At 63.9% G+C, this 19932-nt stretch carries 20 protein-coding genes and 1 other RNA gene; 7 read left to right on the top strand and 14 right to left on the bottom strand.

Going from position 1 to position 19932, the window contains the following annotated elements:
• Positions 1–107 precede the first annotated feature (107 nt).
• Positions 108–2426 carry a glucose/quinate/shikimate family membrane-bound PQQ-dependent dehydrogenase gene (locus tag ACFFNA_RS02385; protein WP_378915293.1) on the top strand — a complete coding sequence of 773 codons (2319 nt, stop codon included), beginning with the start codon at positions 108–110 and terminating at the stop codon, positions 2424–2426.
• Positions 2427–2469: 43 nt separating this feature from the next.
• Here ACFFNA_RS02385 and ACFFNA_RS02380 read toward each other — a convergent pair whose 3' ends face one another.
• Both ACFFNA_RS02380 and ACFFNA_RS02375 read right to left on the bottom strand, forming a co-directional pair.
• Positions 2470–2907, bottom strand: a complete 438-nt coding sequence (locus ACFFNA_RS02380; RefSeq protein ID WP_378915292.1) for a hypothetical protein — start codon at positions 2905–2907, stop codon at positions 2470–2472.
• Positions 2908–2916: 9 nt separating this feature from the next.
• The gene (locus ACFFNA_RS02375; RefSeq protein WP_378915290.1) at positions 2917–3072 is read right to left on the bottom strand and encodes a hypothetical protein; all 156 of its coding nucleotides are present in this window, start codon (positions 3070–3072) and stop codon (positions 2917–2919) included.
• A 271-nt stretch (positions 3073–3343) separates the two neighbouring features.
• Between ACFFNA_RS02375 and ACFFNA_RS02370 the strand changes: the two genes are divergently transcribed.
• Positions 3344–4219 carry a dienelactone hydrolase family protein gene (locus ACFFNA_RS02370; RefSeq protein WP_378915288.1) on the top strand — a complete coding sequence of 292 codons (876 nt, stop codon included), beginning with the start codon at positions 3344–3346 and terminating at the stop codon, positions 4217–4219.
• Positions 4220–4331: 112 nt separating this feature from the next.
• Here the strand turns inward: ACFFNA_RS02370 and ACFFNA_RS02365 are convergent, their stop codons facing one another.
• Complete coding sequence (locus ACFFNA_RS02365; RefSeq protein WP_111547247.1) at positions 4332–5237, bottom strand: EamA family transporter; 906 nt, start codon at positions 5235–5237, stop codon at positions 4332–4334.
• An 89-nt stretch (positions 5238–5326) separates the two neighbouring features.
• On the opposite strand from ACFFNA_RS02365, the gene ACFFNA_RS02360 reads away from it, so the two are divergent.
• Positions 5327–5806 carry an Lrp/AsnC family transcriptional regulator gene (locus ACFFNA_RS02360; protein WP_378915286.1) on the top strand — a complete coding sequence of 160 codons (480 nt, stop codon included), beginning with the start codon at positions 5327–5329 and terminating at the stop codon, positions 5804–5806.
• A gap of 25 nt (positions 5807–5831) precedes the next feature.
• Here the strand turns inward: ACFFNA_RS02360 and ACFFNA_RS02355 are convergent, their stop codons facing one another.
• Positions 5832–6029 carry a hypothetical protein gene (locus ACFFNA_RS02355; protein WP_111547248.1) on the bottom strand — a complete coding sequence of 66 codons (198 nt, stop codon included), beginning with the start codon at positions 6027–6029 and terminating at the stop codon, positions 5832–5834.
• A gap of 145 nt (positions 6030–6174) precedes the next feature.
• Positions 6175–6660 carry a thioesterase family protein gene (locus ACFFNA_RS02350; RefSeq protein ID WP_095087065.1) on the bottom strand — a complete coding sequence of 162 codons (486 nt, stop codon included), beginning with the start codon at positions 6658–6660 and terminating at the stop codon, positions 6175–6177.
• Positions 6661–6880: 220 nt separating this feature from the next.
• Between ACFFNA_RS02350 and ACFFNA_RS02345 the strand changes: the two genes are divergently transcribed.
• Both ACFFNA_RS02345 and ACFFNA_RS02340 read left to right on the top strand, forming a co-directional pair.
• Entirely contained in the window at positions 6881–8293 is a 1413-nt protein-coding gene (locus tag ACFFNA_RS02345; protein WP_378915283.1) for an FAD-binding oxidoreductase, read from the top strand.
• Between the two features lie 117 nt (positions 8294–8410).
• Positions 8411–8932, top strand: a complete 522-nt coding sequence (locus ACFFNA_RS02340; RefSeq protein ID WP_378915281.1) for a hypothetical protein — start codon at positions 8411–8413, stop codon at positions 8930–8932.
• A gap of 42 nt (positions 8933–8974) precedes the next feature.
• Here the strand turns inward: ACFFNA_RS02340 and ACFFNA_RS02335 are convergent, their stop codons facing one another.
• Positions 8975–9961: a Dyp-type peroxidase gene (locus tag ACFFNA_RS02335; RefSeq protein ID WP_378915279.1), complete on the bottom strand. Its 987-nt coding sequence runs from the start codon at positions 9959–9961 to the stop codon at positions 8975–8977.
• 132 nt (positions 9962–10093) lie between these two features.
• Between ACFFNA_RS02335 and ACFFNA_RS02330 the strand changes: the two genes are divergently transcribed.
• Positions 10094–14017 carry an AsmA family protein gene (locus ACFFNA_RS02330; RefSeq protein ID WP_378915277.1) on the top strand — a complete coding sequence of 1308 codons (3924 nt, stop codon included), beginning with the start codon at positions 10094–10096 and terminating at the stop codon, positions 14015–14017.
• 120 nt (positions 14018–14137) lie between these two features.
• On the opposite strand, the gene ACFFNA_RS02325 is transcribed toward ACFFNA_RS02330, so the two are convergent.
• The 6 genes from ACFFNA_RS02325 to ACFFNA_RS02300 all read right to left on the bottom strand — a co-directional run bounded on the left by ACFFNA_RS02325 (position 14138) and on the right by ACFFNA_RS02300 (position 17297).
• Entirely contained in the window at positions 14138–15019 is an 882-nt protein-coding gene (locus ACFFNA_RS02325) for a sigma-70 family RNA polymerase sigma factor (protein ID WP_378915275.1), read from the bottom strand.
• A gap of 16 nt (positions 15020–15035) precedes the next feature.
• The gene (locus ACFFNA_RS02320; RefSeq protein WP_378915273.1) at positions 15036–15341 is read right to left on the bottom strand and encodes a hypothetical protein; all 306 of its coding nucleotides are present in this window, start codon (positions 15339–15341) and stop codon (positions 15036–15038) included.
• A 102-nt stretch (positions 15342–15443) separates the two neighbouring features.
• Positions 15444–15668 carry a ribbon-helix-helix domain-containing protein gene (locus ACFFNA_RS02315; RefSeq protein ID WP_111547254.1) on the bottom strand — a complete coding sequence of 75 codons (225 nt, stop codon included), beginning with the start codon at positions 15666–15668 and terminating at the stop codon, positions 15444–15446.
• Positions 15669–15688: 20 nt separating this feature from the next.
• Positions 15689–15934 (bottom strand): DUF4169 family protein, encoded by a 246-nt coding sequence (locus tag ACFFNA_RS02310; RefSeq protein WP_378915271.1) that lies wholly within the window; start codon positions 15932–15934, stop codon positions 15689–15691.
• 15 nt (positions 15935–15949) lie between these two features.
• Positions 15950–16489, bottom strand: coding sequence for an SspB family protein (locus ACFFNA_RS02305; protein ID WP_111547256.1), 540 nt, complete (start codon positions 16487–16489; stop codon positions 15950–15952).
• A gap of 118 nt (positions 16490–16607) precedes the next feature.
• The gene (locus ACFFNA_RS02300; protein WP_111547257.1) at positions 16608–17297 is read right to left on the bottom strand and encodes a TetR/AcrR family transcriptional regulator; all 690 of its coding nucleotides are present in this window, start codon (positions 17295–17297) and stop codon (positions 16608–16610) included.
• A gap of 189 nt (positions 17298–17486) precedes the next feature.
• Between ACFFNA_RS02300 and ACFFNA_RS02295 the strand changes: the two genes are divergently transcribed.
• On the top strand, positions 17487–18692 hold the full coding sequence (locus ACFFNA_RS02295) for a multidrug effflux MFS transporter (RefSeq protein WP_111547258.1): 1206 nt from the start codon (positions 17487–17489) through the stop codon (positions 18690–18692).
• Between the two features lie 71 nt (positions 18693–18763).
• Here the strand turns inward: ACFFNA_RS02295 and ACFFNA_RS02290 are convergent, their stop codons facing one another.
• Both ACFFNA_RS02290 and ssrA read right to left on the bottom strand, forming a co-directional pair.
• A complete protein-coding gene (locus tag ACFFNA_RS02290; protein WP_378915268.1) occupies positions 18764–19315 on the bottom strand; it encodes an AAA family ATPase in 552 nt (183 codons plus the stop codon).
• 114 nt (positions 19316–19429) lie between these two features.
• Positions 19430–19789: a transfer-messenger RNA gene (ssrA, locus tag ACFFNA_RS02285) on the bottom strand.
• Positions 19790–19932 lie beyond the last annotated feature (143 nt).

The raw sequence follows: 19932 nt of genomic DNA, 5'->3' as shown, positions 1-19932 counted from the left end.
CAGCTTGACAGGCAGGGCAGGCGGGAGAAAGTTGTGCTCAGGGCAGGAACGGTGCGTCGGGCTGTCCTTGGAGCGTCTCAAAGCGCAACAGTCGAAGGAGTATCATCTTGGCTGTCACCATCACCTCCCTCATTCTTTTCCTCATCGGTCTGGTGCTTGGTGGCGGCGGTATCCGCTTAGCTTCGCTGGGCGGCAGCTGGTACTATATTATCGCCGGTCTCGCCTTCCTGATCGCCGCCTGGCTGCTCTATCGGCGTCGCTCCACCGCGCTGTGGCTCTACGCGGCGATCGTGATCGGCACGCTGGCCTGGGCTGTCTGGGAAACCGGCTTCGACTGGTGGGAACTTGGTCCGCGCGGCGGCATCATCGTGCTGGTTGCGCTGTGGCTGCTGACGCCGTGGGCGAGGCGGGGGGTTACCGGCTCTGACGCGCGCGCACCGCTGATCCTGGCCGTGCTGGCGTCGCTGGCGGTGGCTGGTTATTCAATGACGGCGGATCCCAAGGACATCGCCGGCCAACTCGATACCGACAAGGTGATCCCCAACGCCAACCTTGGCAACGATGTCCCGGCCGGCGAGTGGCACTATTACGGACGCACGCAGTTTGGCCAACGCTATTCGCCGCTCGACCAGATCACGCCGGACAATGTCGCCAAGCTGCAGCCGGCATGGACCTATCGCACCGGCGACGTGAAGGGACCGGACGACATCGGCGAGACCACCTATCAGGTGACACCGCTGAAGATCGGCGACACGCTCTACATCTGCACGCCGCACAATTTCGCCATCGCGGTCGATGCGGCGAGCGGCAAGGAGAAATGGCGCTACGATCCCAAGATCAAGCTCGACAAGGACCGCCAGCACCAGACCTGCCGCGGCGTGTCCTATTATGCCGATGCTGCCGGCATTGCCGGCCAGCCCTGTGCGGCACGCGTCTACCTGCCGACCTCGGATGCGCGGCTGATCGCGCTCGACGCCGCCAACGGGCAGGTGTGTCCCGCCTTCGCCGAGGGCGGCACGCTGAACCTGTTGACCAACATGCCCTATCCGAAGTCGGGCTATTACTACTCGACCTCGGCGCCGCTGATATCAGGCAGCAAGATCATCGTCGGTGGCGCGGTCAACGACAATTATTCGACGCAGGAGCCATCCGGCGTCATCCGCGCCTATGATGTCAACACCGGCGCTCTGGTGTGGAACTGGGATTCCGGCAACCCGGACCAGACGACGCCGCTGGCGCCTGGCCAGACCTATACCGCCAACTCGCCCAACATGTGGTCGACGCCGAGCGCCGACGAGAAGCTCGGGCTGCTCTACGTGCCGCTCGGCAACCAGACGCCGGATCAGCTCGGCGCCGGGCGCAGCGACAATGTCGAGAAGTTCTCGTCGTCGATCACCGCGCTCGACCTCAACACCGGGCAGTTGCGCTGGGTGCGGCAGACCGTGCATCACGACCTTTGGGACATGGACGTGCCGGCGCAGCCGAGCCTGATCGACATCACCAAGGCCGACGGCACGGTGGTGCCGGCGCTGGTCGGGCCGACCAAGCAGGGCGACCTCTATGTGCTTGACCGGCGCACCGGCGAGCCGGTGGTTGCAGTCAAGGAAGTGCCGGCGCCCGGCGGCGCCGTCGAAGGCGATCACACGTCGCCAACGCAGCCAGCGTCGGACCTCTCCTTCAACCCGAAGCCGCTGACCGATGCCGACATGTGGGGCATCACCATGTTCGATCAGCTGGCATGCCGGATCGCGTTCCACAAATTGCGCTATGAAGGCCGCTACACGCCGCCGTCGGTGCAGGGGTCGCTGATCTATCCCGGCAATTTCGGCGTCTTCAACTGGGGTGGTGTGGCGGTCGATCCGGTGCGGCAAGTGCTGTTCGGCATGCCGACCTATCTGGCCTTCACGTCGAGACTTGTTCCGCGCGCGGACGTGCCGCCGCCCGGCGACAACACCAAGGGCAGCGAGCAAGGGCTGAACCGCAATGAAGGCGCTCCCTATGCGGTGGTGTTGGGACCGTTCCTGTCGCCGCTTGGCATCCCGTGCCAGGCGCCGCCCTGGGGCTATGTCGCGGGCGCGGATCTGCGGACCGGCACCATCGCCTACAAGCATCGCAACGGCACCGTCTACGACATGACGCCGCTGCCGCTGCCGCTCAAGGTTGGCGTGCCGGGCATTGGCGGGCCGATGATCACCGCCGGCGGCGTCGCCTTCCTGGGTGCCGCGGTCGACGATTACCTGCGCGCCTACGACCTGACATCGGGCAGGCAGCTCTGGCGGGCCAGGTTGCCGGCCGGCGGCCAATCGACGCCGATGACCTATACGGTCGCCGACGGACGCCAGTTCGTGGTCATCGTCGCCGGCGGCCACGGCTCGGTCGGCACCAAGCCGGGCGACTATGTGATGGCCTACGCGCTGCCGAAGTAGGGGGAGGCTACTTCAGACGGTATTGTCTTGATGGATCGACGCCTCAGCTGATCCCCAGATGGCTCTTCAGACTGGGCACCGAGCCGAGCACCTCATTGGTCAGGTCGGGGCCGGCGGCGGCTTCGGCCTGCTGGATCAGCGTCGCGCCCGCCTTCTGGATCTGCGCCATGTCGAGGCCGGATGCCTTGAGCGCCGCAACGCCGTTGACCAGCGCGCCGGCCTTTTCGCCGAGAACGCCGCCAAGCGCACCCTGCAGCGACGACAGGAAGCCACCGCCGCCGCCGGCCGGGGCGGCGGCCATGACGTCATACTTCTGGGCCAAGGCATCGGCGCCGGGGATCTTGGCGAAGAACGACGAGGCGCTGGTGCCTTCCGCTTCGTGCTCGAGCACCGAGAAAATGGTGCCGACGACCTTTTCCGTCGTCGCATGGTCGAGACCGGCCTTCTGCGAAACAGTGCTCACGATGTCCTGTACGTCCATGATTTCATCTCAACCCTGGGTTTTCGTGTTTGCCGGATGGCGCTGGTGGCTGCGGACCTTGACCATGGACCTTCGGCTTGCGGCAACGATTGTCGCGCGCAGCGCCAGAATGGCGGCCGCGGCAACCAGGAAGGCGGTTGCCAGGATTGGGGAGGGCATGGTCATCGGCGCTGTTCCTTTCAGATCGGGCCCTTCAGATCAGGACCGTGACCGCGCCAAAGCGCGGCCGACGTCGATCAGTTTCCCCCACTATTGTGGCAGCGCCATCAAGATTTGTGGCCGATGACCAAAATGTGATGATGTTGGAAGCCTCCAGGCCGATCGCGAGGGAGGACGAGGTGTCACTGAGCCGCGACTGGACGATGAGAGCCTCGCCCCTATCTTGCGAACGGCAACGACACCAAAGTCGAGACACCGGGATCGAAGGAGCGCGCCCATGACGAAACCTGCCATCACCCAGGCGATGATCGACGCCTATGACGAATACACCCACCTGACGCTCGACCGCCGCCGCTTCATGGAGCAACTGACCCGGCTTGCCGGATCGGGTGCTGCCGCGGCCGCGATCGCACCGCTGTTGGCGGCAAATTCGGCGCGGGCGGCAATCGTCGCCGACAACGATCCACGCGTGAAGGGCGAGGACATCACATACGCCGGCAGCAGTGGCGAGATGAAGGGCTATCTGGTCAAGCCGGCGAACCAGTCTGGCAAGCTCGGCACCGTCATCGTCATCCACGAGAACAGGGGGCTCAACCCGCATATTCGCGACGTGGCGCGTCGCGTCGCGCTGGAAGGGTTCGTGGCGCTGGCCCCCGATTTCCTGTCGCCGCTCGGCGGCACGCCTGATGACGAGGACAAGGCGCGCGACATGTTCACCAAACTGGATTCCGCGCAGACCGTCGCCAACGGCGTGGCAACAGTCGCTTTCCTCAAGGCCGAAAAGGATGGCAACGGCAAGGTCGGCGCCGTCGGCTTCTGCTGGGGCGGTGGTACGGCAAATATGTTAGCCGTCAACGCGCCCGATCTCAGCGCCTCCGTCGCCTATTACGGCATGCAGCCGAAGGCCGCCGATGTGTCGAAGATCAAGGCTGCGTTGCTGCTGCACTATGCCGGCCTGGACGAGCGCACCAATGCCGGCATCGACGCCTTCAAGAAGGAGCTCGACGCGGCGCATGTCGAATACACGGTCTATATCTATGAAGGCGCCAACCACGCCTTCAACAACGACACCTCGGCAGCGCGCTACGACAAGAAGGCGGCCGACCTCGCCTGGGGCAGGACGATCGCTTTCCTCAAGGAGAAATTAGCGTAGGTGTGTTGGTATTCAGGTGAGGCCGGCCTGCAAACGATGGCTTCCGTGCTCACGTACTGCAAGTACGCTCCGCTCCGGTTCTCGGAAGCCAACGTTTTCGACTCAAACAGGATCAGTCCGGCGCCGGCTTGTGGAAGGCAACGCCGGCGACCACCAGCGCAATGCCGAGGCAATCGGTCAGGCTCGGAATCTGGCGCAGCACGATGACGCCGATCAGCGTCGCGGTGACCGGCAGCAGCGACAGCATCAGCGCAAAGCTCGCGCGCGGCAGCCGCGACATGGCGAGCTGGTCGCAGATGTAGGGAATGACCGACGAGCAGATACCGACGCCGATGGCGGCGAGCAGCAGCGGCGGCGAAAAAAAGGCCGGCAGCGCGTCGGTGAGGCCGACCGGCAGCACGACGATGAAGGCGATGGCCATGGCGGCACCGAGGCCGGCGATGCCGTCGCCTGCGCCTGCGCGGGCGACGCGGTGACCGAGCACGATATAGCCGACGAACAGCGCGCCGTTGAGGAAGGCCCAGAACAACCCGACGGGATCGCTCGACCACTTGACGTTGATGAGCAGCAAAGTGCCGGTGACGGCAACCGCAAGGGCGGCGAGATTGCGCGGGCTCCTGAGGCCGATCAGCGCGATGCCGATGGTGCCGACGAATTCGATTGCCGCCACCAGCGAGATCGGCAAACGGTCGAGCGCGAGGTAGAACGAACAGTTCATCACCGCCAGGCAGGCGCCGAAGGCCAGCAACAGCAGCCGCGTCGAGCGATCGGCGCGGGCGAAGGTTCGCCATGGACGGGTCAGCGGCGCGAAGATCAGCGCGGCGGTGGCGATGCGCAGCCACGCCATGCCGAGCACGCCGACATGCGGGAACAGCAGCACGGCGAAGGCCGGCCCGAGATAATGGAAGATGGCGCTGACGCCGAACCAGACATGCGGCGGCAGTCTTGTCGCCAGCCCGCCGAGGGCGGGGCCAGCAGGGGCAGGGCCTGCCGCGAGAGCTTGCGTTTGATCATCCATTGGATCAGTATCGCAGGCAGTTTCGTCGATTTATATGGGCGATGATCGGCTCGTCTGGCTATCTTTCGCCTGGAAGCAAGGAGATTTCCTTGAAACGCCTTCGAACTGAAAGCGCCGACCTCGATGCGGCGGATATGAAGATCCTGCGCCTGCTGGAAAAGGACGCGCGCATCAGCACGGCGGAGCTTGCACGCTCGGTCGGCCTGTCGGCGCCGAGTGTCGCCGAGCGCGTCAAGCGGCTGCAGGAGAGCGGCGTGATCGAGGCCTATTCGGTCAGGATGAACCCTGCCGCCCTTGGCCTGCCGCTATCGGCATGGCTGCGCATCCGGCCGGTGCCGGGGCAACTGGCAGTCGTGGCCGAGATCATCCGCGAGCTGCCGGAGATCGCGCAATGCGATCGGGTGACCGGCGAGGACTGTTTCATAGCGCTGGCGCATGTCGGCTCGGTGGCCGAGCTCGAACGGGTGATCGACCGCATCATTCCCTACGCGATGACCAACACGGCGATCATCCAGTCGTCGCCGGTGGTGGCGCGCTCGCCGCTGGGAGCGGTGAAGCGCCAGTCTTGAGGGCGAGGATGTCGGTTCGAAGGCTTTAAGCGTGGCCGCGCTTCATGCGCGCCTGCTTCAGGATGGCGCGCCAGCGGATCATGTCGAACGGGATCGGCTCGTTGTTGTTGGCGATGTGGAAGATCTCGTTGTTGACGTTCTTGAGCGAACGCCAGAAATCATAGTCGGTGATGCGCAGATCGGCGGCCAGCCTGTCCACCTCGACCTTGATGTCGGTTTTCATGCACGTCCCTCGAACCGGCTTCGCCCCGCCGCCCGTATCGCAACCCATGAGGATCGTTTTCGACCGCTCCGCTGAGTCGTTCAATGGCCCAATTGGCTTGTTCCCGTTAAATCCTCAGTAAGGTTAACGCGGGCGCCGAGTCGCTTCAAGCGGTCTTGCGACGAATCCCGATCGAACGGCCGGCGCGCTCCGGCATGGGCAGTGCCGAATGGGCGGCGCGCATGGCTTCGACCTTGGCAAGCACATCGGCGGGGAAGGGCGCCACCTTCGGCCCGGACATGTCGACATGCAGCGAAAGCGATTCGGAGGTGGCGGCGAGCCAGCCATCGACGTGGCGGATTTCCTGGTAGACCCGCAGCCGCTTGTCGTCATGGTCGATCAGCTGGAAGGTGACCGTGACCTTGTGCTCGAGATGCAGCTCCTGCACGTAGCAGACATGGACTTCCGCCGTGTAGATGGTGAGGCGGCGGTCCCTGGCGTAGTTCGGCCCCATGCCCATCGCCTCGAAGGCGTCGTCCGAGCAGCGGTCGAATAGCACGTTGTAATAGGCCATGTTGAGATGGCCGTTGTAATCGATCCAGTCCTTCTCGATGTCCATGGGTTGGGAGACGAAGGGGGCGGGGATGGGCATCGAAACTTCCTTGTTCTGGTGCTGGGACACAGCGGGCTGGTCTGGACAGAGCGTGGCCGGTGAGACTAGATCGGTTCATCGTTTCTCGGAAACGCCGAACCGCTCTATCTCTTTGTTTGACGCAATTCCGGGCGGAAAATCGCTTCACACTGGAATTGCCGTGGGCATCATCCATAGATGCATAACAGGGGTGGGCGCTGGTCCATTCGCGGAGGAATTCATGGCCCTGAGCGACCTCAATCCGGTCGAACGCAACGAGGAAGGCATCGCGGCGGTGCTCGGCATCCTCAAGCAGCGGCTGGGCGAGCGCTTCCAGACCGGCCAGGCCATCCGCTCGCAGCACGCGCACACCACCACCTATATCCCGACGCAGGCGCCGGATGGCGTCGCCTTCCCGGAGACGACGGCCGAGGTGCAGGAGATCGTGCGTGCCTGCGCTGCGCACCGCGTGCCGATGATCGCCTTCGGCGTCGGCTCATCGCTGGAAGGCCACACCAATGCACCGGGCGGCGGCATCTCGGTCGACACCTCGCGGATGAACCGCATCCTGGCGGTCAATCCGCAGGATCTCGACTGCACGGTCGAACCCGGCGTCACCCGCGAGGATTTGAACCGGCATCTGCGCGACACCGGCCTGTTCTTTCCGATCGATCCGGGCGCCAATGCCTCGCTCGGCGGCATGGCGGCAACGCGGGCATCCGGCACCAATGCGGTGCGCTACGGCACGATGCGCGAGAACGTGCTGTCGCTGACCGCCGTGATGGCCGACGGCGAGACGGTGACGACCGGCAAGCGCGCGAAAAAGAGCTCGGCCGGCTACGATTTGACGCGGCTGCTGATCGGCTCTGAAGGCACGCTCGGCATCATCACGTCACTGACCTTGAAACTGCAAGGCATTCCGCAAGCGATCTCCGGCGGCGTCTGCCCGTTTCCGAGCGTCGAGGCGGCCTGCAACGCGGTCATCGCGACGATCCAGATGGGCATTCCGGTGGCGCGCATCGAACTGGTCAACGCGCTGCAGATGCGGGCGATGAAGAACTATTCGAAGCTCGATTATCCCGAGAGCCCGTGCCTGTTCGTCGAATTCCACGGCAGCGATGCCGGCGTTGCCGAGCAGGCCGAGACCTTCGGTATGATTGCCGAGGAGAATGGCGGCGGGCCGTTCCTGTGGACCAGCGTCGCCGAGGAGCGGACGAAACTGTGGAAGGCGAGGCACGACGCCTACTGGTCGTCGCTGACGCTGCGGCCGGGCGCCAAGGGGCTGTCGACCGATGTCTGCGTGCCGATCTCGCGCTTTGCCGAATGCGTCATGGAAACCGAAGCCGATATCGCCGAAATGGGGCTGATCGCGCCGATCGTCGGCCATGCCGGCGACGGCAATTTCCACGTGCTGGTGCTGATGGACGTGAACGATCCGAAGGAGATCGCGCTGTCGGAAAAATTCGTCGCGCGGCTCAACATGCGGGCGATCGCGATGGATGGCAGCTGCACCGGCGAGCACGGCATCGGCCAGGGCAAGATCGGCTTCCTGCGCCACGAGCTCGGCCACGGCGTCGACATCATGCGCACCATCAAGCAGGCGCTCGATCCGCTTGATATCATGAACCCCGGCAAGATATTGCCTGGAAACTAGGCCGGTCCCCGACGTCAGTTCGCAGGCGGCTCGTCTTGACCATGCCACCATTCGGACCGAGACTCGTGCCGCGCAGCGAGGCCTGAAACAGACAGGCGCTAGCGGAGGAGAAGTGTCATGGCGATTTCACGCAAGGAAGAGGGGCGCGCGCTGAGCGCCGACGAACAGGATCTGGTGGAAAAATCGCACCATCCAGCGGTGCAGGACCTTTCCGACGCCGACCTTGCCGGTCTGGTCAAGCTGTTGCGGGAGCGGCGCGACAAGGCGCAGGCCGAAGCGCATCGCCGTCGCCGTGAAATCCGCGGCAAGGGCGCGCCAAAAGGGGCTGTCGCCTCGAAAGCCGATGGCGGCTCGCAGTTGAAACTTGCGGTGCTGGCCATGGCGATGCGGCGACTGAATAGCGAGGCCGAACGGCGCCGGCAGCTGGCGGCGAGCGTTTCGCTGATCGAAAATGCACGCAAGGCATTTGCCATGAAACAAGGTGCCGCGTCGGACGGTCCCGCCTTCAACTCGCGCACCGCGCGCAAGGGCATGCGGTCGGTCGCAAACCAGAGGGCGCCGGACCTGGTCCGGCCGATGGAACTCGGCCGGCAGCGCAAGGCGGCCAAAGTGGCGCAAGCAAAGCGCGACGCACGCTGAAGTTCCCGGTGATCGCGGGCTGAAACCGTCGAGGACGCCGGCCTACCGTGCGGCCGCAGGCTTCTCCTGAGCGCTTTCGACGAGTGTTTGCAGCATGGGGCGGGTTGGCGCGAAGAACGTCGTGCCGCTGTGCGGCGTGGAGAAATCGAGCAGACGGTCGTAAGCGCCCGGCGGGTCACCGATGTACATTCGCTGCAGCATCTTCTCGATCACCCAGAGATAACGGGAATAGCCGATAAAATAGGTTCCGAACTCCCGTCGCCCCGGCTGGCCGAAGGGCATGTTGTCGCGCAGGATGTCGTATTCGTTGCCATCGGCATCCTCGATGGTGGCCAGCGACTTGTGCGATTTGCGCGGCGCGTCGTCGTCGTCGATTTCGATGTTGTCGATCTTGGTGCGGCCGATGATCTCTTCCTGGAGGGGCGTTGGTGTTCGCGCCCACGCATTGAGATCGTGCAGATATTTCTGGACGACGACATAGCTGCCACCGGCGAAGTCGGCATCCTCGTCGCCAACCAGCGCCGAGGCGGGCAGATCGAGGCCGGTCGGGTTGGCCGTGCCGTCGACAAAGCCGAGCAGGTCACGCGCATCGAAATAGCGAAACCCCGAGACCTCGTCGACGACCGTCACGCCGTCACCGAGACTGTCGAGCAGAATGCGTTCGAACTCGAAGCACATGTCGGGCCGTTCGGACCGGATATGGAAGAGAAGGTCGCCCGCTGTCGACGGCGCCGAATGAACCGCGCCCTTGATCGGCGCAAACGGTTTCAGTTCCAGCGGCCGCCGGTTCGGAGAGAGACGATCCCAGAGCTCGCGGCCAATGCCGGCAATACACGACAGGCGGCCGGAAAGGTCGCGGAATCCGACAGTCTTGACGAGATCGTCGAGCCCGCCGAGCACGGCGGCGACCTTGGCGAGCGCGCTCTGCTCGCTGGCGACGGTGACAACAAGAAAGACCGCCGACAACGACAGTGGAGCGTCGACGCTCTGTGCATCGATCGGCACGCGGTCCCAGTTCTTCCCTGACATCCGAAAATCTCCGCTTTTCCAGGATTTGTTTCAGATCGTCCGACATCGCACAACACTGGATGAATTGCCTCTTTATCGACACGCGGATGCAGGTAGAGTGCGGCAGAATTTCAATCAACCCGTTCGGAGCTGATGCTCGCACGCCTGTTCGTGATTTTTGGTGGCCTGTTTGTGCTGGTGCTGTGTGCGGCGCTGGTGGTGCCGTATTTTGTCGACTGGACCGGCTACCGCGCTGAATTCGAGCGCGAGGCCAGCGCCATTCTCGGCCGCAAGGTGACCGTGCAGGGAGATGCCACGGCGCGACTGTTGCCGTTCCCCTCGGTGACCTTTTCCAATGTCGCCGTCGCCGGTGGCCCGAATGGCCAGCCGGCCATGACCGTCGAGACGTTCTCGATGGATGCGGAGCTGGCGCCCTTCCTGCGCGGCGAGGTGCTGATCTTCGACATGCGGCTGGTGCGGCCGAAAGCGACCATCGATATTGCCAACAACGGCACGGTCGACTGGGCGATGCGGCCGTCCTCGCCCTTCGACCTCAACCAGATCTCGATCGAAAAGCTGACGGTGACGGAAGGGCAGATCGAACTGCGCCATGCCGCCGGCGGGCGCAGCCATCTCATCTCTGAGATCAATTCGACCATCTCGGCCAAGTCGCTGGCCGGCCCGTGGCGCATGGACGGCACGCTGCGGCTCGACGGTCTTCGCACCACGGTCGATGCCTCCACCGGCAAGGCCGAAGGCAATGGGCAGATGCGGCTTCGGCTGAAGGCCGATCCCGATGCCTATCCGCTGGTCATCGAGACCGACGGCAATGCCGGCATCGTCAACGGTGCAGCCGTCTATTCCGGCCAGTTCAAGATTTCCGGTGCCGACAAGAACAGCGCCGCGCTGCGCGGCACCGATGGCGAGACGGTGAAGGTCTCGGCCGGCAAGCCCGATCCGGGCTTTCGGCTGAATGGCAAGTTTTCCCTCGACCACCAGAAGCTCGGTGCCGACGAATTCCGCTTCGAGACCGGACCGCTCGACAATCCCTACACCGCCGATGGCAAGGCCTCGGTCGATCTGGGTCTGAAGCCGAGCTTCGCCATCGAAGCCAGTGGCGCGCAGGTGCAGTTCGACGAGGCGGTGGGCGCCGAGGCCGGCGCCGGCGCGACGCTCGACCAGCGCATCGCGGCGCTCGAGCAAGCGCTGCACGAGCTGCCGAAACCGACCATACCCGGCACCGTCGAGGTCAAGCTGCCGGCGGTGGTCGCCGGCGACACCACGGTGCGCGACGTCCATCTTTCCGCCGAACCGACCGATGGCGGCTGGTTGGTGAAATCGCTCGCCGCGACACTGCCGGGCCGCACCACGCTGGAAGCCAATGGCATGCTCAGCGTCGAGGATCATTTCGGCTTCACCGGCTCGCTGCTGCTCGCCGTTGCGCAACCGTCCGGCTTTGCCGCCTGGCTGTCGAAGGATGTCGATGAGGCGATCCGCCGTCTGCCCGCCGCCGGCTTCAAGGCCAAGGTCGATCTCTCGGAAAAGCGCCAGGCCTTCAGCGATCTCGAACTGATCCTTGGCAAGGCGAAGTTTTCCGGCCGCATCGATTCCAGCCAGCCCGACGACGCCAAACCGTCGGTGCTGATGCGGCTCGAAGGCGGCGAGCTCGATGTCGACGGGCTGGCGGCCTTCGCCTCGATCTTCGTTAGCGACAAGGGCGCCAACCGCTTTGCCGACCGCGACCTCGATTTCCAGATCAAGGCCGGGCCGGTCAGCGCCGGCGGCCTGACCGCCGACACGGTCGACACGGCGCTCAGGCTGCGCGACGGGCTGCTTGAAATCGACCGGTTGTCGTTGGGCGGGTTGGCCGGCGCCTCGATCAGCGCCACCGGCCGGATCAAGGATTTCCCAGTGAGCCCGACAGGCAAGCTCGACGCTTCGGTGGTTGCCGTCGATCTGAAGCCGCTGATCGACGTCGCCGCCCAGCACTATCCCGACAATTCCGTGCTGAAGGGGCTGGCGAGCCGTGCAGCGGCCTATCCCGAGCTGTTCCAGGACGCGCGCGTCGACCTTGTGGCGAGTGCTGCCGACAATGGCGACGGCACCACGGGGCTGGCGGTGAGCGGTCAAGGCAAGGCCGGCGGCTCGGCCTTTTCGGCGTCGCTGTCGGGGAAGGGGGCGGTGGACAAGCTTCTCGAAGCGCCGGTGACGCTGACCTTCAACGCCAGGAATCCCGATGCCACCGCACTGCTGGCGCTCTACGGCCTGCCGGCGCTGCCGCTCGGCATGCTGGGCGAGGCAAGCACGGACGTTCAGGCCAAGGGCACGTTTGGCGGCGGCCTGACGACGACTTTCAGCCTTGCCGGCAACGACTTCAAGGCCGATTTCGAAGGAACCGTTGCAGATACGCCGCAAGGGGCTACCGCCAAAGGCAAGGTCAGCCTCGATGCCGCCGACATCGAGCCATGGCTGATGACGACCGGCATCGGCCTGCCGGGCATGGGTGCCGGCAGGTCGGCGTCGCTCACGGCGCAGGGCGACTATGGCAACGGCCTGCTGGTGCTGGGCGATCTCAGCGGCGCCCTCAACGAGGCGGCGGTGTCCGGCGACGTCAATGTCGATGTCAAGGACGGCGTGCCGCATCTGGCCGGCGCGCTGGCGCTCGACGAACTCGATCTCGACCCGATGGCGGTGGCGTTGTTCGGCGATTCCGCTTTCCTCAGCGACAAGAATGGTGGCTGGCCGGCCGCTCCGTTCAGCCAGAAATCCAGCCTGCCGTTCACCGCCGACCTCGACCTGACGACGGCGGCACTTGCGGCCGGCCCGTTCGCCACCGCCTATGACGCCAGCTTTTCACTCAAGCTCGACCAAGAAGGCATCCGGGTTTCGGATCTCAAGGCGAAATTCCTCAATGGTGCACTGACGGGCCTGTTCGAACTGAAGAACAATGACGGCACCGGACTTTTCACCGGCCAGCTGAAACTGGCGGGCGCCGATCTGGCGACCGTGCTGCCCGATGCCGGTATCAGCGGCAAGGGCGATTTCTCGACGGCGCTGTCGACCAGCGGTAAGTCGGTCGATGCGATGGTGGCCGAGCTGTCCGGCTCCGGCACGGCGACGCTGAAAGGCTTGCAGGTCGCCGGCGTCAATCCCGATGCGTTCAATGCGTTTCTCACCAAGGCGGATGCGATCGGGCGCGACATCGATGCGGCCAAGACCGCCGGCTTCGCGCCGCAGATCGCCGCCGATGGCAGTTTTGCCGCCAAGGATACCGACATCGCCTTCACGATTGCCGGCGGTATGCTCAGGGCACCACCGATCAGCCTGGAGAATCCGGCGGCGACCTTGTCCGCAGACATCACGGCCGACCTCAACGCAGCCATGGTTTCCGCCAAGGGCGCGATCACCTATCGGCCCGGCGATGAGGCGCTGGTCGGCTCCGACCCGGTGATGAATTTCACCGCCGAGGGGCCGTTCGGCGCCGTGAAACGGCAGTTCGACAGCGAGCCGCTGGCGCAGTTCCTGACCCAGCGCGCGCTGGAGCGGGAACAGCAGCGCGTCGAGGCGATGCAGGCGGCGCTGCTCGAAAAGCAGCGGCTGCGGCGCGAGGTGCGCTACTACGCGGCGCTGCAGGATGAACGCGACAAGGCGGCCGAGGAATTGCGCAAGCAGGAGGAAGCAGCGCGCCTGAAAGCCGAGGCCGATGCCAGGGCAAAGGCCGAAGCGGACGCGCAGGCCCAGGCTGAAGCGGACGCAAAGGCGAAAGCCGATGCCGAAGCGCAAGCCAAGGCGGACGCGGATGCCAAGGCCGATGCCGATGCCAAGGCTGCGGCCGAGCAGCAGGCTGCCGACGAGGCGGCCAAGGCGCAAGCCGACGAGCAGGAGCGGCGGAAGGCGGAAGAAGCGATGCGTATCGCTTCGCAGGAAAAGGCAAGGCTCGAGGCCGAACGCAAGGCCGCGCAGCAGGCTCCGAATGTGGAGCGTGCGCCGCTGCCGGAGGCCAACGACAATCCGCCGCCGGCCAAGCCGAAGTCCAATCCGTTCACCATCGACAATCTGCTGAGGTCGTTGCAGTAGGGCAGTAGGGCAGTAGGGCAGTAGGGCAGTAGGGCAGTAGGGCAGTAGGGCAGTAGGGCAGTAGGGCAGTAGGGCAGTAGGGGACACCTTCCTGTCGCTCAATCCGAAGGGGCAATCGATTCAAAGAAGGGACATCTCGGCGCTGTCGGCGACGTAGCGAGCGTGACGAAAATCGCGAATGGCGGCAAGCCTGCCCTCCTGCCATCCCAGCAGCACAAAGTAGGAAGGCCGCGCCGCCGGATTGCCGGGATCGCAGACTAGGACTGCCGGCTTGCCTTCGACGAAACCCGGCACGAAACGCCAATCCTGGACCCTTGAATAATTGTGGAAGTAGGTGCCCACTTGCTTGCGACCATTCAGCCGCCCCCTGGCCACCAGCTCCAGCCGCACCTCGTCCGCCAGCATGTCGCGCACCGCGTCGAAATCGCGGGCGTTGAAGCGATCGATGTAGGCGTCGAGGAGCAGGCGTTCGGACGCACTCAGCCTGGGGGAAGGGCGATCCTCGGGTTCATCGGCGATCTGGCGCAGGCGGCCACGGCCACGATGCAGCGCTGCCTTGATGGCCGGGATGCCGGTGTCGAGCATGCTGCTGATCTCCTGCAGCGAGTAACCCAGGACGTCCATCATGATGACGCTGCTTCGTTGAGCGACGGGAAGGCGCATGAAGGTGTGCAGGCCGGCGGCCGCGGCCTGACGGTCGACGGTGGGGTTGGCCGGGTCGACGATCATGTCCGGATCCTCATCGGAAAAGGCCCTTTCACGGACGCGACGGCGCAGGAAATCAAGCGCCGCATTGTGGGCGATGCGGAACAGCCAACCCTCCGGATTTGCAATCGGGCCGGCGTTGGGCAGAGCCTCGAACGCCTTGGCCAGGGCTTCCTGCAGCACGTCCTCACCGTCGATGGCCGAGCCCGTCATGCGGGCGCAGTATCGGTGCAGCTTGGGGCGCAATTCCCCGAACAGGCGATCGAACGGCTCGCGGGTCTCGCCAGATATGTTCATGCGCCTCTATCCGCGATTACTCGTCCAGCATCCGATAATTGCCCACCACGGTCATCACCTCGCGATGCGGAGGTTCGATGCAGCGGTCCCGGATGCCACTCTGAAAGGCCTCGAATGCCGCCAGCCCGGTGATGAGGTCGGCATGGCCCTCGGTTTCCGTTTCGACCAGATGGACAAAGGTACCGTCGCCGGACCGCCATGTCATGTAGCGAACGCCTTCAGGCGATTTGTCCCGCAGTTGCTGGAACACGGCCTTCACCAGCCGCTCATTCTCGTCGGCCAGCTCGGGTTTCGTCTTGTAGCGTATCAAATGGTGTTTCATCGCGTTTGTTCCTTTGGCTGTCCTGCGTCCTGCAGGGCGCTCATGTCCGAGACGCCACGGTGAAGCCAAAGGATTCGGGTGTCGGGAAATAAACCCTGGTGGTCAGGTGCCGGCGCCGCGCTTTGCCCACTCCAGAACAAAGAGCCGGAGAGCCGAAGACAGGTTGGTGTCGCGGGACCGCGTTTCGTCGACTTCGGCGACAAGAGCGGCAAGCGTCAGCTTTCTGGTCGCCGCGATAGCGATGAGATCGTCATAGAAGGGCTTTTCGAGCGAATAGCTGGTGCGGTGGCCGCGAATGGTCACCGAGCGCTTTTCGACCGCGCTCATTGCAGAGCGCTCATTTTGCTCTAAGCATCGGATTCATCCGAAAACCGCTGCGCACTTTTCGGTCCGATGCTCTGGCTGTCTTTGTCGCCAAGGGGTTCGCGGCGGTGGCCGGCGACGAATTTGTCGCTCTTGTCTGCGATCAGGCGGTCGCGTTCCTTTTCGGCCTTGGAACGGCCGTGCAGTGCCCGGTTCTGTTCTGCGACGCGCACCTTCTCGTCCCGCACCTTCTGCTTGCGGGCCTGGCGGAGATTGACGATGTCGGCCATGGCGCGAAGCGTGGACTATTTCTTGCGGAAGGCGTCGAGCGAGACCACATCGGCGCCCTTGGTGGCGGCGTCGGCCGCAGCGGGCTTCTTCTCCGGCTCTGCGGCGGCCTTCTTCTCGGCCTTCGGCTTTTTCTCGGAGACGATGGTCAACGGCTCGGGCGAGGCTTGAGCGGCTGGTTCCTCGGCAGCCGCACCGTCCGTCCTCACGTCGAATTCGAGCTCGAAATTAACCGACGGATCATAGAAGCCGCGTACGGCCGAGAATGGGATTTCGAGCTTCTCCGGCACATCGGAGAAGGACAGGCCGACCTCGAAGCCGGTGTCGGTCACCTTCAGGTCCCAATACTGGAACTGGATGACGATGGTCATCTGCTCGGGATAGCGCTCGCGCAGCCGCGACGACACGCGCACGCCCGGCGCGCCGGTCAGGAATGTGATGAAGAAATGATGGTTGCCGGGGAGGCCGGTGCGCGCGACTTCGGCCAGGACCTTGCGCATGACGCCGCGCAACGCCTCCTGGGCCAGAATGTCGTAGCGGATGTGGTCGTCGGCCATGTGGCGGTCGGGTTCCGTTGAATCGTCCGCATAGCTGTAATCAAGCTTGAGGGCGGCGTAAACCGCATATAGATCGCCACCGCACTGAGGCGAGCACTATTGCCAACGATTTGATCGCTCAGGCGCTGGCCAGCGCGGCCTGCTTTTCCACTGATGTCGCGGACCGGCGCTTGCCGAAGGCGCGCAGGAAGGTACGAACGCCATTTGTCGCCGATTGCAACACCTCGTCCTCGCGCGGCGTGCCGCCGAGCATGAAGGTCGTCTGCAATTCGGCATTGACGAGGCCAAGGAACTGACGCGCCGCCACGTCGGGATCTTCGATCGCGAGGTAACCGCCATAGGCCAGCCTTGCGAAGCGGGCGGCGATTGCCGGCCATGTCCGGCCCGGGCCCTGTTCGCGCCACTCGGCAAACAGTTCGGGATAGCGCTCGCCTTCGGTCTGGATCAGCTTGCGCAGGAATTTTCCATCGCGGTTGCAGATGCAGTTCTGGTTCAAGCGCACGGCAAACCCGATCAGATCGGCTTCGAGGTCCTTCGGCTGATCGGGGAAGGTGGCAATGGTGGCGAAAATGCCGGTATTGCAGCGCTCGGTCAGATCGCGCACGACGGCGACGAACAATTTTTCCTTGTCGCCATGATGGTTGTAGACGGTCTGGCGCGAGACACCCGCTTCGGCGGCGATCAGGTCGATGTTGGCGCCGGCAAAACCTTCACGGCAGAACACCCCAGCGGCGGCATCGACGATCGATATGCGCTTGGCCTCATGGCCGCGTGGCGGGAAAGTGTCAGGAGAAACGTGCAGCTTCATAAAAATCTATATAGAGGTGATTGACGAATTAGACAAGAGTGTCTAAATTTATGGACACGACACGAAGAGATTTGGCCCCGGAGAGACGAAGAGAATTCGCTCTCGGAGAGTCGGAATTTCAGGGGATGGAACGTCCTTGGGTTACCCGCCGGCCTGCGGCGGCAACCAGATTCGAAAGAAGCCTTTATCATGAGTCCCAAATTCCTCCGCATCGCGGTCGTGCTTGGCCTGTTGTCCGCCATCGGCCCGTTCGCCATCGACATGTATCTGCCCGCGCTACCTTCGATCGGCGCCGATCTGCACGCCGGCACCGCTGCCGTGCAGATGAGCCTGTTGATCTTCTTCCTGTCGATGGGGTTTGGCCAGATCGTCGTCGGACCGATCTCCGACATGGTCGGCCGCAAGCTGCCTCTCTATGGCGGCCTTGCGCTGTTCATGGTCGGCGGCATCGGTTCGGCAATGGCGCCGACCATCGAATGGCTGATCGCTTTCCGCTTTCTGCAGGGCCTCGGCGCCAGCGCCGGCATGGCCATTCCACGCGCCATCGTGCGTGACCTGCACACCGGCAATGAGGCTGCCAAGCTGATGTCGCTGCTGATGCTGGTGTTTTCGGTGTCGCCGATCCTGGCGCCGCTGACCGGCAGCCAGATCATCGAGAATTTCGGCTGGCGCGCCGTGTTCTGGACGGTGACGGGTGCTGCAGTTCTTGCCACCATTCTTTTGGCGACCTCGCTCAAGGAGACGCGGCCGGTGGAAGACCGCGCCGGTTCCTCGTTCGGAACCGCGCTTTCCGGTTACCGCTTCCTGATGGGTGACCGTAACTTCCTCGGTCTGGTGGCGATCGCCGGTTTCGGCATTGCGAGCTTCTTCGTCTATCTGTCGAGCTCGTCGTTCATCCTGATCGACCATTACGGGCTGTCGCCTTCGGTCTACAGCGTGTTCTTCTCGATCAACGCGGTCGCCTTCATCGGCATGTCGCAGCTGACGGGTCTGCTGGCCGAGCGCTTCGGGCTGCGGCGCGTGGTGCGCGTCGCGGTGACCGGCTATGCGACGACGATGGTGGTGCTGTTCGCGGTGATGGCGACAGGCATCGACCGGCTCGACGTGATGGCGGCGCTGCTGTTCGTCGGCTACGGCTTCCTCGGTCTGGTCATTCCGACCACCTCGGTGCTGGCCATGGAAGAGCATGGCGAGATCGCCGGCACGGCTTCGGCGTTGATGGGCACGCTGCACTTCGCCATTGGCGCGATCGCCATGGGCGTCGCCGGCGTGTTCTTCGACGGCACGCCGCTGCCGATGGTGGCCGGCATCACGCTCTGCGCGGTGATCTCTTTCACGCTTGCCAAGGTCACGCTCGGCCGCTCGCGCGAAGCCGTCGAGGCACCGGCGGAATAAGCAGCTCTACAGATAGAAAGCGGAATAAGCAGCTCTACAGATACAAAAAGGCCGGGTTCGCCCCGGCCTTTTTATGTCAATCCTGCCTCGGCCAGAACAAAGCGCAGCCGAACCTCAACCGGCGCCAAAGGCAGCGGAACCAGTTCATAGCCCAGTTCGGTGTAGGTATTGACCAGCGCATGATAGGTGCGCTCGGCCTCGTCGAGCGTCTGCTTTCGTTCGGCATCCTGCGTAAAGATCTCCTGCCACGGCGGTGCGATGAAGACGCGGCTGGCATAGCGGAAGCGTTCGGCGGCATGCATGACGTGCTCGGGAACTGGCAGGTCGGTCAGGCGCAAATAACCAAGCGTGTCCGGCACGCCGCGATCGAAAAAGACCGGGCCCGTCTGTTCGCACGCGACCTGATAGGAGCGCATCTCCCACGACAGCATCAACTCGGCAAACAGCGCGCGATCGTGCCAGGGCAGGGCAGTCCCGCCTATGGCGGACTGATCGCGGATGATGCCGCGACCGGTTTCGACCGAGGCGGCAAAGCCTGCCTGGCGCAGGGCTTCGATCAAGGTGGTCTTGCCGGAACCGGGACCGCCGGTCAGCACGAAGAATCGATCGGAATCGTTTTGCATCTTTTGTCCATGGAGAGGGGGTGCACTCAGCGGTGCCTTCGCGGCCGAAAGCCGTGCGAAGGTCTAGCCAACGGGAACTGCCGTTGCGCGTGACGCATATTGAAGGAGGGGAGAAGTGGAGGTTTCTGTTGCCAGGTACCTCCGAACCCCGCCTAGAAGTGCGAACCCCTAGGGCTTGAATTGAAGCTATCGCACCGCTTACGCGGCGAGACGTGCTTCCGCATAGTTGTCATTTGCAACTACAGGTTTAGCCCGATGACGGTGGTACCATGCCGGGCAAAAGTACGATCTTTACACCTTCGTCGATCCTATTTCGCCCCCAGCAAAAACCGCCCTGTTCTCAACAGCGGCTTTTGGTGGAGGCGCCGGGTACCGCCCCCGGGTCCGAACGGCTTATTTCATCGCCCATTTATCGCCATAGTCGGTCAAGCCGACAAAACGAATATAGGGGGCCATCGCAAGAAATGAAAGGCCGCAATGGCACTTTGTCCCCACGCCAAAACCACGTCGCCAAGGGTTGACTTGGACGCGGTCTCAACCGAAGCTTTGCGACGGTGAGGAGTTACCGACCTAGCGCACAAGTTGCAGCAGCGCGCCACAGCCCTCATCGATCGGAA

Origin of the sequence: Mesorhizobium kowhaii, assembly GCF_042431665.1 — a bacterium.
Classification (GTDB): Bacteria; Pseudomonadota; Alphaproteobacteria; order Rhizobiales; family Rhizobiaceae; genus Mesorhizobium; species Mesorhizobium kowhaii.
The sequence above is the reverse complement of the archived record's forward strand: the minus strand, read 5'-3'. Positions and strand labels throughout refer to the sequence as shown.